The 15,418-nt window shown below is 74.7% G+C and carries 11 protein-coding genes and 1 pseudogene; 8 read left to right on the top strand and 4 right to left on the bottom strand.

The genetic code is table 11. The features are described 5' to 3' along the window. Positions 1-76 precede the first annotated feature (76 nt). The 3 genes from A3CQ_RS0105215 to A3CQ_RS0105205 are packed head-to-tail and all read right to left on the bottom strand — an operon-like array spanning position 77 to position 4,283. The gene (locus A3CQ_RS0105215; protein ID WP_020509858.1) at positions 77-1,447 is read right to left on the bottom strand and encodes a hypothetical protein; all 1,371 of its coding nucleotides are present in this window, start codon (positions 1,445-1,447) and stop codon (positions 77-79) included. Beyond that, entirely contained in the window at positions 1,444-3,399 is a 1,956-nt protein-coding gene (locus A3CQ_RS0105210) for a dynamin family protein (RefSeq protein WP_020509857.1), read from the bottom strand. The genes A3CQ_RS0105215 and A3CQ_RS0105210 overlap by 4 nt, the downstream gene beginning before the upstream one ends. A 32-nt stretch (positions 3,400-3,431) precedes the next feature. Next, a complete protein-coding gene (locus A3CQ_RS0105205) occupies positions 3,432-4,283 on the bottom strand; it encodes an IniB N-terminal domain-containing protein (protein WP_020509856.1) in 852 nt (283 codons plus the stop codon). Between the two features lie 215 nt (positions 4,284-4,498). Here A3CQ_RS0105205 and A3CQ_RS0105200 point away from each other — a divergent pair, with 215 nt between their 5' ends. The 8 genes and pseudogenes from A3CQ_RS0105200 to A3CQ_RS0105165 form a co-directional block, all read left to right on the top strand. Further along, positions 4,499-5,431, top strand: a complete 933-nt coding sequence (locus A3CQ_RS0105200) for a hypothetical protein (protein ID WP_020509855.1) — start codon at positions 4,499-4,501, stop codon at positions 5,429-5,431. Next, positions 5,428-7,812, top strand: a complete 2,385-nt coding sequence (locus tag A3CQ_RS51590) for a helix-turn-helix transcriptional regulator (RefSeq protein WP_020509854.1) — start codon at positions 5,428-5,430, stop codon at positions 7,810-7,812. The genes A3CQ_RS0105200 and A3CQ_RS51590 overlap by 4 nt, the downstream gene beginning before the upstream one ends. Continuing rightward, positions 7,809-9,500, top strand: coding sequence for a sensor histidine kinase (locus tag A3CQ_RS0105190; protein ID WP_020509853.1), 1,692 nt, complete (start codon positions 7,809-7,811; stop codon positions 9,498-9,500). Before A3CQ_RS51590 ends, A3CQ_RS0105190 begins: the two co-directional genes overlap by 4 nt. Then, a complete protein-coding gene (locus A3CQ_RS60510) occupies positions 9,497-9,925 on the top strand; it encodes a roadblock/LC7 domain-containing protein (protein ID WP_020509852.1) in 429 nt (142 codons plus the stop codon). Before A3CQ_RS0105190 ends, A3CQ_RS60510 begins: the two co-directional genes overlap by 4 nt. Continuing rightward, positions 9,922-10,290, top strand: a complete 369-nt coding sequence (locus A3CQ_RS0105180) for a DUF742 domain-containing protein (RefSeq protein WP_020509851.1) — start codon at positions 9,922-9,924, stop codon at positions 10,288-10,290. The genes A3CQ_RS60510 and A3CQ_RS0105180 overlap by 4 nt, the downstream gene beginning before the upstream one ends. A gap of 14 nt (positions 10,291-10,304) precedes the next feature. Further along, positions 10,305-11,090, top strand: coding sequence for a cellulose binding domain-containing protein (locus A3CQ_RS0105175; RefSeq protein ID WP_026205333.1), 786 nt, complete (start codon positions 10,305-10,307; stop codon positions 11,088-11,090). Positions 11,091-11,636: 546 nt separating this feature from the next. Then, complete coding sequence (locus A3CQ_RS0105170) at positions 11,637-14,222, top strand: carboxylate--amine ligase/circularly permuted type 2 ATP-grasp protein (protein ID WP_051115135.1); 2,586 nt, start codon at positions 11,637-11,639, stop codon at positions 14,220-14,222. Between the two features lie 9 nt (positions 14,223-14,231). After that, positions 14,232-14,681 (top strand): annotated as a pseudogene (locus tag A3CQ_RS0105165) (N-acetylglutaminylglutamine amidotransferase); the annotation flags it as partial. Between the two features lie 22 nt (positions 14,682-14,703). Here A3CQ_RS0105165 and A3CQ_RS0105160 read toward each other — a convergent pair. Next, positions 14,704-14,907, bottom strand: a complete 204-nt coding sequence (locus A3CQ_RS0105160; protein ID WP_211216457.1) for a hypothetical protein — start codon at positions 14,905-14,907, stop codon at positions 14,704-14,706. Positions 14,908-15,418: the final 511 nt, after the last annotated feature.

Genomic DNA, 15,418 nt, shown 5'->3' with positions numbered 1-15,418 from the left:
CAGGAGTTCGAGGGCTGGTTGCGATCAAGAAGTCCGGCATCGCGTCGGGCCGTACCGAGGCCCGGGGCCTGAGGATTCAGCCCAGGGCGTCCAGGATCGCGGTGCAGCTGCGGAGCACTACCTCGGCGGCGCGGCGGCCGCCGGCGGTCGCGGCCACGGTGGTCTGCTCGTGCCAGCGGACGGCGGCCGACTCGGCGGCGGGCCACAGCTTCTCGGGCGGGGTCTGCGGGTCGAGGCCGAGGCGTTCGCAGTGCGCCCCGCCGTCGCCGCCGATCAGCCGGCGGGCCTCCAGGGCGAGGTCGGCGGGGAGCGCGACCCGGCCGGTGCGCAGCGCCGCGAGCAGGCGCAGCTCGCGGAGCTCGTGCGCCCCGGCCATCAGCAGCTCCGCCTCGGCGGCCAGGTGACCGGCGGCTGGATGATTCTCCGCGCGCAGCAGGTGCTCGAGCGCGACCAGGGCCACCCGGGCCTTGAGTACGCCACGCCGGGCGGTGAGCAGGTCGCTGATCGAGGCCTGCAGCTCGGTCAGTCCGCTCTGCCGCACCAGCTGCTCGCCGAGCGCCGCCCGGGAGCGGGCGGTGGTACGGGCCAGCGTGACGGCCAGCCGGACGCCGCCGAGGCCGAGCCGGTCGAGCAGGGCCGCCCGCCGCCCGGCCGGGATCGACGGCGCGAAGGCGGCGCCGGTGAAGCGGTCGGCCGACAGCAGATGCGCCTCGGCCTCCGTGCGGTGCAGGCCGGCGATCGCGGCGACCGTTGCGTACTCCTCCTCGCGCAGCGTCCGCCCGGCGTGCGCGATCCGCGCCGAGATCGCCAGTACGTCCTGGCAGAGGGCGCCGATCCGCGGCTCCGTTCGCCTGCGGCGGGCGATGCGCTTGGCGGTGAGCAGGGCATCCGTCCGGCCGCCGGCGGTCTCGTCGGCCCGGGAGAGCAAAACCAGGGTGTGTACGGGGTGAGCAGCGCCTTCCCGCAGCGGCGCCAGTTCGTCGTCGCCCAGGTGCCGCACGAGGTGCAGGACCGCATCGGCCTCGCCCGGCACGGCCGCGGCGGTCTCCAGCAACCGGGTGTGCCGCAGCGCCCGGCACGGCCACTCGACCACCACCGACCGGATCCCGTCCGCCGGCGCGGCGACGGCATGACCGTGGGGGGCATCGCGCTCCAGCGGAACCGTGAACGGCGGGGCGCCCTCCGGGAACACCCGGGCGAGCGGCTGCGCCCCGTCGTGGTACCAGACCGATCCCCCGTTCGCCCGCACCGGTGCGACGTCCTCCCCGATCAGGGCGTTGACCAAGGTGGACTTCCCGGACTGCGGACCGCCCGTGACGGCCACCCGGAGCGGCTCGCCGAGGCGCTCGCGATGGCGGCGCAGCCAGTTCTCGGCGCGGGAGTGCCCGCGGAACGCCAGGGCGGCCCGGTCGAGCAGGTCTTCCGCCCTGCGTTCGACGTCGGTCATGCGGGCGCTTGGAGCAGGGCGAGCGACTGCCTCTGCAGGCCGGCGAGGCGGAGCAGCTCCTGTTCGACGCGCCGGGCACGGTTCTCGCGGGCGGCGGCGTCCTGGTCGGCGGCGGCCTTCGCGGTGCGCAGCGACTCGACGATCGCGTCCTGGAGGTCCTCGGTGACGGCCGTGTAGTGGTCGCGCAGGGCACGCTGCACCCGGCGTACGGAATCCTTCGCGTCCTTCGCCATCCCGATGAAGATCTCGTCGACGTGCCGCTGGACGGCAGCGCGCGCGGTTGCCTGGCGCCGCTTGAGCAGCGACCGGCCCTCCTCGCGGATGCTCTTGCCGCCGAACAGCGCGCCACCGCTCAGCGACAGCGGGTTGATCAGGGACATCCCGGTGAGGCTGGTGACGAGCCCGACCATCAGCACCCCGCCGTACGAGCCGCGCAGGCCGGTGAACACCTTCTGGGTCAGGGTGAACCGATCGACCGGCGGGCTGTCCAGCTCGGTCACCCGCTGCGGCAGGTCGCCGGGCACGGCCGGCACCCAGGACGGCAGCACGTCGCCGAGCTCGGGCGGGAACTCGGCCGCCACGGCGCGGGCCAGCCATGCGGCTCGCTCGCTCAGCCAGTCGAGGCTGGTCCGGCCGGTCTCCAGCAGGGCCTCCCGCAGCCACGGCTCGAAGTCGTCCCAGACCCGCAGCGGGTCCGCCTCGGTGAGGGTCTCGTCGGCGCGGGCGATCACGGCCCGGGTGCGTTCGCGCAAGTCGTGCTCGATGTCGGACATCAGGTCGCCGACCTCGTCGGCCAGCCGGCTCTGCCAGCGGGTCGTGCATCGGCGCAGCTGGTCCATCCGGCGCTGGGCCTCGTGCAGCCGGGTCGCGGCGTCCGAGCTGCCGCCCTCCGCCTGCTGCCGGGCCAGGCTGGAGCGCAGCGGGACGGCCAGCTCCTCGGTGACCGTCCGGCCGAGCAGGCCGACCGCGGCCCGGGACAGCCGGTCCGGCTTGGCCGCGAGCAACGACTGCAGGTGGGCGATGAGCCGGGGAAAGCCGGATTCGCCGTTCAGCGTGCCGTCGCCGGTCCGGGCGGCGTGCATCCGCAGCGCGGCCGACGTGGGCAGGACCGTGGCCCGGACGCCCGCCTGCACCAGCCGCATCCGGTTGGCCTCGACGTCGCTGCGCCAGTCCGGGGCATAGTCGGTCTTCGTGAACGCCACGGCCAGTCCGGGCAGCAGCAGGGCCAGATCGGCCAGTACGGCGATCTCCGCGCCGGTCAGCTCGCGTCCCGCCTCGCAGGCGAACAGCAGCACGTCGGCCTGCCCGGCGGTGACCAGGTCGCGCACCCGGGCGAGCGCGGCCGTCTCGCCGGCCGTCTCGCCGGCCGCCAGTCCGGGCAGCGGCGGCGTGTCGATCAGCTGGAGCCCGGCGGCGAGCAGCGACCGGGGCAGGCCCACGTCGGCGTGCATCCGCTCGATCGATCGGGCCGGCTGGCCGGCCAGCGACTCGGCCAGCGCGTCGCCCAGCCGGTCCGGAGCGAGGACGAACCGGTCGTCCGGGCCCGCGTCGGCCGGCCAGCCGGCGTCGGCCGCCGGGCGCCGGATGAGCCGGGCGGTCGGCTGCGCGGCGTGCCGGACGACGGTCGGCACGGCGGTGCCCCGATCGTCCCCGGTCACGCAGACCGGTGCATTGATCAGCGCGTTGATAAGCTGGCTCTTGCCCTGCCGGGCGGCCCCGACCACGAGCACCCGCAGGCTCGGGTCGAGCAGCTGGGTGCGGCGTTGCCACAGCCGGCCGGCGAGATCGGGGCGGCCATGCTCGGTGCAGGTCCGGATCGTCGCGTCGAGGACATCCAGCCACAGCGGCGCCGGCCCGGCGGCGGTGGCGAGGGCGTCGAGTTCCGTCCCGCCCGGCCGGGCGGGGGAGGCCGGACCCGCATAGGCCGTGGGTCCGGTCTCCCAGCTTTCCATCGTGCCGCTCGTCCTTTCCTTGGGGCCGACCGTCAGAAGTGCAGACCGGTGAGCCCGCCGAGCACGTCGTGGCCCGCCTCCGTAGCCGGCTCGGGCGCCGGGTGGGTCACGCCGTCGAGCAGCCCGGTCACGCTCGAGACGTGGTGGTCGATCACCCCGGTCGCGCTGTCCACGGTGCCGTCGGGCAGCAGGCCGCCGACTGTGTGGTCCACACCGGAGAGGTCACCGGCAACCGATGAGGTTGCCTCGTGCAACCCGGAGACGTCAAGGCCACCGGCGTCGATCCCGAGCGAGCCGGTCAGGCCGGTCGTCGCGTTGACCGTGGTGTCCAGGGTTCCGGTGAGGGCCGCGTGCGAATCCAGCCCGTCCACGCCGTACGAGACATCGGCGTTGGTGTGCTCGAGCGGCGTGTGCACCGCCGAGTCCAGGCCCGCCGCGGGGTCGTGGGACAGGTCGAGGCCGCCCAGACCGTTGAGGTCCAGCCCGCCGGTCATGCCCACCCCAGCGCTCACCACCCCGGAGACCAGGTGGTCGGCGGTCATGGTGCCCGCCGCCGCGATGTTCAGGTCGCTGGTCGCGTGCGAGTACAGGCCGCCACCGACCTGGGCGGTGATCGCCTGGAGCTGGCTGACCGCGCCGACGACGTCCAGGTGCGCCACCCCGGCGGTCACGTCGTCCACCGGGGACAGCCCGGCCGGGGCGTGCACGGCGTCCGGCGCGTTGTCGAGTACCAGAGGCAGGACGTCGCGTACGTCGGCGGCGGTGACGTCGCCGAGGCCGGCCGCCTCGAGCGTGCCGTGCGGGTCCAGCTCGAACGCCGAACGGGCGCCGGGGTCGTAGATCAGGTTGAGGACGAAGTCCTGCAGCGTCGGAGAAAACTCCATCGGTACGCACTCCTCACGGGGGTCGTGGTGTGCCACCAAGCTAGGGGCGGCCGCCGCCCCGGGCATCGGGGCGCGCCCCCTCTTCCTGACGGTGCGTGGTCGCGTCGGCATTAGGGGGTTAGGGGATCGGTCGCGGCGAATATTGGGGGAAGACCCTCGATGCCCGATCTGGTACGAACATGGGGTCCCGAATCCGGAGAATGAGGAGTTCCCCCTTGCCGTACCTGCTGGGCCTCGACGTCGGATCCGCCACCACCTGGGCGGCGATCTGCCGGCGTGCACCGGGGCCGGACGGATGGGGCCCGCCCGAGCCGGTCGCCACCGACTCGCCGCCGGCCGTGCCGGGGCTGCTCCGGCGGTGCGGCGACGATGTACCTGTCTACTGCGACAACCTGCTGATCACGCCCCAGGCGCTGGTGGTCGAGCAGGCTCGTGCCGCCGCCGACCAGATCTGGGCGAGCGAGGGGGAGGGACCGGAACGGGTCGCGGTGGCCCATCCCAGCGGATGGGGTCCGGCCCGGGCGGGCCGGCTGCGGGCCGCCTTCGCCGACGCCGGGATGAGCGACGTGGTGCTGGTCGGCCGGGCCGCCGCGGTGGTGCGGCGGGCGGCCGCCGGTCGCCCGCCCGTCGCCGGCCGGCCGGTGCTGGTCTGCCGGATCGGTCGCGCGTCGGTCGAGGTCGCCCTGGTGGTCCCGGACGAGGCCGACCGCCTCGAGGTGCTCGGCGTGTCCTCGTCGGACGACTTCGGCGGCGACGACCTGGCCGAGAGCGGGGCGCCGGTGATGGCCGCGGTGCTCGACGTCGTCCGCGGCGCCGCCCGGGACTGCCGGGTCGGGCTCGGCGAGCTGGCCGCGGTGCTTCCGGCCGGCGGCGGCGCCGCGCACCCGCCGGTCACCCCGGCCCTGGCCGACGCGATCCCGGCGCCGGTGATCCGGGAGGACGACCCGTGGCTCACGGTCGCCCGGGGGACGGCCCTGTCGCTGCGCCGGTCCGCCCCGCCGGTCCGTGCCGCGGCCGAGGCGCTCGTCCTACCCACCGAGCTGCTGCCGATCACCGACAGCCGCTTGGGCCTGTCCGAGCTCGGACCCGGCGAGATGCCGGCCCGGCCGCCGGTGCAGGTCGCCGCGCCGCTGGTGGGCGACCGATGAACGCGGCCGGCCTGCTGGACGAGGCGCGGGCCGACCCGGCCGCGCCACTGCGCGCCGCGGTCTGCGCCCCGGGCGGCTACGGCAAGACTGCCCTGCTGAGTCAGCTGGAGCGGCTGGACGACCGGCTCCTCCTGGTCGACGACGCCCACCGGCTCGACGACGTCCGGCTGTCGGAGCTGCGGGCCCAGGCCGAGCGCCCGGACGCCCGGATCGTGGTGGCCTACCGGCCCTGGCCCCGCCCGGACGGCCTGGTGGCACTCACCGACGTGCTGCGGCGCCGGCGGCCCCCGATCATGCTGCCCGCACTCACCGTCACCGAGATCGAGGACCGGGTCGGCGCGCCGCTCGCCGGGTACGTGACCGCGCTCAGCGCGGGCGTTCCGGGCTACGTGGCCCGGCTGGCCGACGCGCTCGCCGGCCTGCCCGGCGACGCGCCCGCTCGAGTGCCGGCTGCCGCGCTCGCGCCGTTCGCGTCCGAGCTGGGCGAGCTCGACGCCGATCTGCGCACGCTGCTGCTCGCCCTGGAGGCGGGCGCCGAGTTGTCGTTCGACCTGATCGCCAAGCTGCTCGGCCGTGATCCCCGGCAGGTGGCCGAGCTGGTCGCGGCCGGCCAGGCCACCGGGATGCTGGGCACCGACGGCACGATGGCCCCGCTGGCCCGGCACGCGCTGGCCGCGCTCGGCCCGATCGCCGAGCGGATCGACGTGCGGCAGCGGCTGGCCGGCCTCCAGTTGGCGCGCGGCGGCCCGGTGCTGCCGCTGGTCCGCCACCTCCTGCCCGAGGGCGGCGACCCGCGGCCCGGTCCCGAGCTCGGCCCGGCCTTCGAGGCGGCCGGCGAGGAGGCGCTCGGCGACGACCCGGCGTTGGCCGCCCGGCTCTTCGCCGCTGCCGCCGACGCCGGCCGGCCCGCGGCGGCCCGGCACGCCCTGGCCACCGCGCTCGCCGGCGACCTCGACCGCGCGGCCCGGCTCGCCGACCGCGCCGTCGCTGACGGTTTGCCGGCCCAGCGCGCCGAGTCCGCCTATGTCTCGGCGGTCGCGATGGCCCATCGCGGCCGGCTCGACAGCGCCGCCGAGCTGCTGCGGTGGGCCGGTCCCGGGCCGGCCGCCGGCTTCCGGGACGTCGCGCTGACCGGCGCCGGCCGCGCCGACGAGGCCGGTTTCGACGCCGCCGGCGACGGTCCGCCCACCCTGCTGGGCGCGACCGCGGCGTTGACGGCACGTGGCGTCCGTGAGTCGGTCACCGGATCGCCCACCGCCGCGCTGTCCACCCTGGTCCAGGCGGCCACCCTGCTCGAGCCCGCCGGTGCGGCGGTGCTGTTGCCGGACAGTCCGGCCGCGCTGGCCGCGATCGTCGCCCTGCACGGCGCCGACCTGGACACCGCCGAGGCCACGCTCGACCGGGCGATCCGCACGTCGACCGGCGGCTCGCCGCTGGCCGCCCGTCACCTGCTGCTGCGGGCCTGGTCCCGGATGCTGCGTGGCCACCTCGGCGAGGCCGGCCGGCTGCTGGCCGAGGCGAACGGCGCCGGCGGCCCCGCCGCGCCCGGCCGCGACCGGCTGTTCGCCACCGCGCTGCGGGTGGCGCTGGCCCGCCGCGACAGCGACCCGGTGGGCCTGCGCGCGGTCTGGCCGGACGCGTGCCAGGTCCTGATCAGCCAGCCGGTGGACCTTTTCACGCTGCTGCCGCTCGGCGAGCTGACCGTGGCGGCGGCCCGGCTCGGCGAGCACCGCCGGGTCGCCGCCCACCTGGCCGAGGCCGACCGGCTGCTGGCCCGGCTCGGCGACCCGCCGCTGTGGAGCCTGCCGCTGCACTGGAGTCGGCTGCACGCGGCGATCCTGGCCGGGCAGGCGACCGAGGCCGGGCGGCACGCCGACACCCTCACCCGGCTGGCCGCCGACCATCCCTATGCCGAGGCACCGGCTGCCGCGGCCCGGGGCTGGATCGCGGTGATGACCGACCGGATCGACCCCGAGCAGATCGAGTCCGCCGCCCGCGGCCTGGCCGCGACGGGCCTGGCCTGGGACGGCGCCCGCCTCGCCGGGCAGGCCGCGATCCGTACCGGCGACCGCAAGGCGATGACCTGGCTGCTCGACTGCGCCCGGGCGCTGCAGGGCGGCCGCGCCGCGGGGGAGCGCGCGGAGGACGGCGCCGCCGAGTCGGCCACGCCGTTGCTCAGCGAGCGGGAACGGCAAGTGGCCGCGCTGGTGGTCGCCGGGCTCACCTACCGGCAGGTGGCCGAGCAGCTCTTCCTCTCGGCCAAGACGGTCGAGCACCATGTCGCCCGGATCCGGCAGCGCCTCGGCTGCACCGACCGGCGGGAGCTGCTGACCCGGCTGCGCGAGCTGCTGGCCGATCAAACCGACGGAGCCCCGGCATGAAGCGCCTCGACCCCCGGCTCGGCGCCGGGCTGATCCTGCTCGCCGTCCTGTGGCTGGCCGCCGCGACACCGGCCGTGCTCAACGCGGCCGACCGGGTGCGCGACCGGGCCACGGCCGACCGGCTCGGCCGCGCGGTGGACGCGGCCGTCGTGGCGGCGCAGGACGAACGCCGGCTGTCGCTGGCGGTCCTGGCCGGCGGCGACGCCTCCGCGCTTGACGCGGCCCGGAGCCGCACCGACGCGGCGCGGGACGAGCTGCGTGCCCGCACCGGCCGCTGGATCTACAGCGCCTCCGCGGCCGGACTGGTGTCCGGACTGGACGGCCTCGCCGCCGTGCGCACCCAGGTGGACGGCCGGGCGATCGGGCGGACCGCGGTGCTCTCCGCGTACGGCTCGGCCATCGCTGCCGGCGTGGGGCTGCCATGGCTGCCCTCCGGCCCGGAAAGCCGGGCGCGGGAGGCGCTGTCCGAGGAGGACGCGCTGCTGCGGGCCGCGCTGAGCACGACGGCCGGGGTCACCGGCGCGGAACGCGTCCGGGTGGGCGAACTGGCCGGCGAGCGTCGCGCCGGGGAACCGTCCACCGCCGATCAGCGGCTCGCCGCGGTCGAGGCGCGGGTGATCCTGGGCGAGGGGAAACCGGTCAGCCCGGCCGAGTGGGCGGCGGCGGCCGACCTGGTCAACGCCGGGCTGCGCGCGGCCGAGAACCGCGCCGCCCGCGACGCGGTGACCGCGGACACCCCGGGCGCGATCCGGGCGACGGTCTACGGCGGGCTGGTCGCGGGGGTCGGGCTGGTCGCCCTGGTCGGCGTCCTCGTTCTGGCCCGCCGGTTCCGGCCCGCGCTGCCGTCGCGCGCGGTGGCAGCGCCCGCCCCCGACGACGCCGCGGCCGGCCTGCAACCGCTGCTGCTCGACCTGCACCGGCGCAACCAGCGCTTGCTGCACCGCCTGCTGCGCCTGCTCGACGGCCTGGAGCGCCGCCAGTCCGACGAGGAGATGCTCGGCGAGCTGTACCGGGCCGACCACCTGGCAACCCGGGCGCGGCGCAACGTGGAGAAGGCCGTCACGCTGGCCGGCGGGCCGCCCGCGCGGCAATGGCGACGGCCGATGCCGATGGGCGAGGTGGTGCGCGGCGCGGCCGCCGAGGTCGAGGACTACGTACGGGTCTCCACCGCGCAGATCGAGCCCTCCGCGCTGGCCGGCGAGGCGATTCTCGAGATCACCCACCTGCTGGCCGAGCTGATCGACAACGCGATCGCGTACTCGCCGGCCGAGACCCGGGTGCGGGCGGGCGGGCGCTGGGCGGACGGCGGGTACACGGTGACCGTCGCCGACGCCGGGCCCGGTATGAGCGATCTGGACCTGGAGCACGCCCGCCAGGTGATGTCCACGCCGCGGCCGCCCGAGCGCGGGGTGTGGCTGGGCTTCTACGCCGTGGGCCGCTTCGCTGCCCGGTGGGGGGCCGGCGTCGAGCTCCTGCGCGGGACGGCCGGTGGGCTTGTCGCCGAGGTCCGGCTGCCCGCAGGTCTGATGTCGCGGCCCGTCCCGGACCGGCCCGAGCAGGACGGACCGCCGATCAACCGGGTGGATCGGATGCGAGCGCGGGCCGGCCGGGTGAGCGATTCGACGGGAACATCCGTAGATCTCTCCAACGTGGGCAGTGCCCCACGCGGGGATTCGGAGGCGCAGTGAACGACTGGATCTTCGGTGTGACGGGCGTCGGCCCGCTCCTCGACCAACTGCACGACCACCTGCCCGGGACCGACGGCGTGGTGCTGTTGTCCGGAGACGGGATACTGCTGGCCGCGTCGGCCGCGACGCGGGCGGACCGGGCAGACCAGCTGTCCGCGGTCGCGGCCGGCCTGCACGCGATCGCCCGGGCGGCCGACAGCCTCAACGGTGGCGGGCGGGTCGACCAGACCGTCGTCGAGATGGACTACCGCATGCTGGTGATCGTCCCGGTCACCGGGGAGATGCTGCTCGCGGTGGTGTTCGACGCGGTCAACGACCTGTCCGGAACGCGCCAGCGGATCGCTGCCTTCGCCGACCACCTGGGCGTACGGCTGGCGAGGGTCGACATATCACCCGCCGAACCCGAACTGCTGCCGATCTCATGAGCATCGACGACATCTGGTACGACGACGAGGCCGGCCCGATCGTCCGGCTCTACGCGATCACCGGCGGCCGGACCGAGGCGCCGGCCGGCGACTTCACGCTCAGCACGACCGTGCAGCGGGTGCCCGGGGCCGTCCCCGGCAGCGAGCTGTCGCTGGCCGAGTCGACGATCGTGCAGCTCGCCGAGCGGCCGGTCTCGGTCTCCGAGATCGCGGCCCGGCTCGGGCTCCCGCTCGGCCCGGTTCGGGTGATCCTGGCCGACCTGCGCGACGCCCGCCTGGTCACCGTGCCCCGCGCCCGGGACGCCGCCGAGCGTCCCTCCCTGAGCCTGCTCCAGCAGGTGCTCAGCGGCCTGAACTCGCTCTGACGGAGGTTCGGACGATGAACGACCCGCACCCCGGTCCCCGGCGCTCACCGACGGTGGTGCTGCTCGACGCGATGCTCGGGCTGGTCACCGCGGTGCAGACCGGCAATCTGCCGGGCCGCCGCCGCCGCCCGGCCGGTCGGCCGGACGGCCATCCGGCGGCGTCACGCCGGGCCGGCCTGGTCTGGCTGATCGCGGGCGTGCTCGTCGTCGCCGGCGGTACCGCGATCCTGATCGGCGTGCTGATGGGCGCCCCGGGTACCCTCACCGCGCTGCCCGAGCCCGGCGCGGCCGCGCCCCCGCCGCCGGTCACCAGCCTCGCCCCACCCGCCGCCACGACCACCGGCAAGGTCTCGGCCGGCCCGTCGTCGCCGGCGTCCGCCACGCCGGCCGTGACCGGCGTGGCCGGCGGCCCCTCCGCCGGTCGCCCGTCCACCCGGCCCTCAACCAGCACGGGCGGCAGCCTGAGCGCCGCCTACGCGGCGGTGAACGGGAGCGGCGTGCTGGGCTACCAGGCCACCGTGACTCTCCACGCCCAGGGCCCCGGCCCGTCCGCCGACTGGCGGCTGACCATCACGCTGCCCCGCACGACCCTCCAGGTCGCCGCCGTCTCCGGGGCCACCGCCGAGCGGGCCGGCGCGGTGTGGACCTTCAGCCCGGACAACTCCACCCGGCGGATCCCCGCCGGCGCGTCGGCCACGATCGCCTTCGAGGTCCGCGGCGCCACCCTGGTGGACGCCCAGCCGACGGACTGCCGCATCGACGGGAAGACGTGCTCAGGCCTGCCCGGCCAGGGAGGGTAGCCTCCGCCGCGGTGCCGTTTCCGTGGGTGGCCGCCATTGAGAGCCGGACGTTCGCGCTTGATTCAACCCTGCTTCGCCTGCTCGAACGATTCGCGCGCCGCGGCTGCGCAACCGACCCGGCACACTGAGCCCGGACCCCGGCGAGCTTGCTGACCAGCCAGACTTGGGCCAGACGCAGGCAATACACGCTGTCGTACGGGTTGGCGGGGACGCTGCGGATCACGTAGCTCGGGTCGATGTACTTGAGGTTGATCTCCTGCCCGGCCGCCGCGAAGTCGGACAGGACACGGCCACGCAGGTAGATACCGAAGTCGCCGAGGAGCCGGTTGCCCGAGGCGTCCGTACCCGAGTGCCGGCCCATCAGCTCCACCAGGCCGACGCCGCCGGGCTGGGCCGTGGCCTCGGTGCGCGCGGCGCGGATCGACTCGGTCGCCCTGCCGAACGCGGTCGGGAACCGAACCTGTGCCCGATCCACGTTGCCCGGTATGGCACAGGCGCGAAATAGGCACGTCACATATCCGGTACAAGCGATGGCGAGGGTAGGGCATGACGGAGTCTCTCCCCGTGACGGCGCACGAAGCTGTCAAGGAAGCGGATCTCACCCTCGGCGTCGAGGAGGAGCTGCACGTCGTCGATCTGGTCACCCGCGAGCTGGTGCCGAGGGCGCCCGAGATCCTGGCCCGCCTCGACACCGACGGCTACTCCGCCGAGCTGCACCGCTCGGTGGTCGAGACCAACACCCCGGTGGCCGGGACCCTGGACGGCTTGCGGAACGGGATCGTCGGCCTGCGGCGTGGGGCGATCAGGCAAGCCGAGAAAAGAGGGCTGGGCCTGGTCGCTGCCGGCACCGTCCCGCTGGTCGACCTGGAGTCACTGCCCGTGACCCCTACCTCGCGCTACCGGCGAATGCTCGACGACTACCAGCTACTCGCCCGGGAGCAGCTGATCTGCGGCGCTCAGGTGCACGTGGGCGTGCCGGACCGGGACGAGGCGGTCGCGGTCGCCCAGCGGGTCGCGCCGGCGCTGCCCGTGCTTCTCGCGCTCTCGGCGAGCTCGCCGTACTGGATGGGCGAGGACTCAGGCTACGCGAGCGTCCGCTCGCTGGTCTGGATGCGCTGGCCGACCGCCGGCGACCCGGGCGTGCTGCGCTCGGCGGACGAGCACGACGAGCTGGTCGCCGACCTGATCAAGTCCGGCACGATCAGCGATCCGAAGATGGTCTACTTCGACGTCCGCCCGTCGGCGCACCTACCCACGGTCGAGCTTCGGGTCACCGATTCGAGCCCGGATGTGGACACGGTGGTGCTGCTGGCCGGACTGTTCCGGGCGCTGGTGATGCGGGCGCGGCAGGAGCATCGGGCCGGCACCCCGGTGAGGCATGTGCGTCCGCCGCTGCATCGAGCGGCGATGTGGCGGGCCGCGCGGTCCGGGCTCGAGGGCGACCTGCTGGACCTTCCGCGCTCGCCGGCGCCGGTCCCGGCCGCGGTGGCGGTGCAGCGCCTGGTCGGCGAGCTCCGGTCGCAGCTGGAGGCGCTGGGCGATTGGGAGCAGGTCTTCGACCTGTCGGTTCGCGCGTTGAGCCGGGGCAGCTCGGCCGCCCGCCAGCGCCGGGCGCTGGCGCGGCGCGGCCGGATCTCCGACGTGGTCGACCTGGTCGTGGAGGACACGCGCGGCGGGTCGACCGGGCTCGGCTGGGCGGGGCCGAGCGATACCGGTGCGGCGGCCCTTTCCCCGTACGCCGGAAATGGCGACGAGGTATTTGCGCGTGGTGACGCCGTCCCCGCGTACGCCGGAATTGTGCAGATCCTGAGCGGGCTCGGCTCGGCCGGCCTCCGCCGTCGCGAGGACGCCCGGGACGATGAGCAGCGCTCGCGGGGCATCACCTTCAGCGTGGCCGGTGAGGCCGCGACCCGGCTGTTCCCGTTCGATCTCGTGCCACGCATCGTGGCCGCCGAGGACTGGCGGCGGCTGAGCGCGGGGCTGGTGCAGCGGGTCCGGGCGCTCGATCGGTTCGTGAGCGACGTCTACGGCGAGCGTGCCGTGGTCCGCGACGGCGTGGTGCCTGGTTGGGTGATCGACCGGTCGCCGGAGCTGCGGCCCAGCGGCGCACTGGTCGGCCACGACGGCGTGCGTGCCCAGGTGGCCGGCGTCGACCTGGTCCGCGATGCCGGCGGGAACTGGTGCGTCCTGGAGGACAACATCCGGGTGCCCTCCGGGATCGGGTACGCGATGCAGAACCGTCGCCTGACCAGGAGCGTGCTGCCCGAGCTGCCGGTGCCCGAGGGATTGCTCTCGGTCGAGCCGACCCCGGCGCTGCTGCTGCGGGTGCTGCGCGAGGCGGCCCGCCCGGCGGCCGGCGACGACCCGCGGGTGGTGGTGCTCAGCGAAGGGCCGGACGACGTGGCCTGGTTCGAGCACCGGATGCTGGCCGAGGAGATGGGCGTGCCGGTGGTGCGCTCGACCGAACTGTTCGTCGAGGACACCCGCGTCTACCGGAGGCGGGACGGCAAGCGTTACCGGGTCGACGTGATCTATCTGCGGGTGGGGGAGGACAGCCTGGTGCACTCGCCGGGCGCGGACGGGATGCCGCTGGGCCCGAGCCTGGTGGCCGCGCTGCACGCGGACACCGTGACCCTCGCCAACGCATTGGGGAACGGGATCGGCGATGACAAAGCCGTGTACGCCTACGTGCCCCGGCTCATCGAGTACTACCTGGGCGAGAAGCCGCTGCTGGCGGACGTCCCGACGTATCTTTGCGGGATCCCCGCCCAGGCCGGGGAGGTCCTCGGGAGGCTGGACGAGCTGGTCTGCAAGCCGGTCGACGGGTATGGCGGGGACCGCATCGTGATCGGCCCGCACGCGTCGCGGGAGGAACTCGCGGCGCTGCGCCGGCAGATCCTCGCAGCGCCGCACCGGTGGGTGGCGCAGGAGGTGGTGCGACTCTCCACGCATCCGGTCTTCGACGGGCATCGGCTCACGGCGCGCCATGTGGACCTGCGCGCCTTCGTCTTCACCGGTGCCTCGTCGGCGGTGGTCGCGCCGGCCGCGCTGACCCGGGTCGCCCCGGCCGGGAGCATGATCGTCAACTCTTCACGGGGCGGCGGATCCAAGGACACCTGGTTGCTGTCTTGAGGAGGATGCATGTGCGGACTCGCCGGTGAGCTCCGGTTCGACGGCCGTCCAGCGGACGCCGATGCGGTCCGGCGGATGCTGCCGGCCCTGGCGTCGCGCGGGCCGGACGGCGAGGGCTTCTTCGAGCGTGGGCCGGTAGCGTTCCTGAAGGCGTACCACCGGTGGGGTTCCTCGTGCGTGAAGCGATTCCTCGGGATGTTCGCCTTCGCGATCCTGTCGCACGAGTCGAGCGAGGTCGTCCTGGCGCGGGACCGGCTCGGGGTCAAGCCGCTGTACCTGGCCGGGGCACCCGGGCGGCTGCGGTTCGCCTCGACGCTGCCGGCGCTGCTCGCGGCTGGGGACGTGGACACCTCGATCGACAAGGTCGCTTTGCAGCACTACATGACGTTCCACTCGGTGGTCCCCGCGCCGCGGACGATCCTTTCCGGCGTACGGAAGCTGCCGCCCGCGACGATTCGTTTCCGGTCGTAACCCGACGGGCTCAAGACCCCGTCGGCGACAGTGGCAATGTCAGACCGAATTGATTGCCGTAGAACGCCCGGTACGGCTCACCAATCACCACAGCAACGAATCCGCGGCTCGGATCCTGCAACGCCGCCAGCAGCCGGCTCGCCTCCGGCCGACGCGACCACGGCAACGAGCGGCTTTGCCCGACGTCGAAGAACTGGAAATGCTCGGCGATCACGCCGCCGCGCGAGGCGATAAGGTTGTGTGCCAGGGACAATTGTCAGTGCCGCGATGACTCGGGATCCTGGTTGTCCTCGGTGGAGACCCGGCCGTAGAAAGCGAAAGGGAGCTTTGCGGCGGCGAAGCTCTACTCCGCCGGCCGTGACCGGCTTCTGGGCTCCTCCAGCGGCGAGAGCCGTTGCCCAGTCTGATCCATTCGCACGATCACCGACCGGCGCCGGTGCAGGTCGATACCCACGATCTGCGGGCCGTCGTATGTTGCTGACATGTGGGGCCCCCTTCGTCGAGGCCCGCTCCTTCATGCCATCAAGAGGCGGCGAGGAGGGGCGAGTGCGAGCTGCGCATGTCGTTCTTCATCGCCTACGCCCGGCGGACGTCGCATGCCAGAAACCGGGGCGCAACGTGCGGTCGTAGTGAGAACCATCTAACGGGGCGTTGTTCCGGATGAAACAACCGGGAAACTGGCGCTGCCTTGACTGGCTCCCACCAGCGACGAGAACGGCCAGGTG

Origin of the sequence: Paractinoplanes globisporus DSM 43857 (genome assembly GCF_000379645.1) — a bacterium.
Classification (GTDB): domain Bacteria; phylum Actinomycetota; class Actinomycetes; order Mycobacteriales; family Micromonosporaceae; genus Actinoplanes; species Actinoplanes globisporus.
Note: the sequence above shows the minus strand (reverse complement) of the source record. Positions and strands in the feature narration are given on the sequence as shown.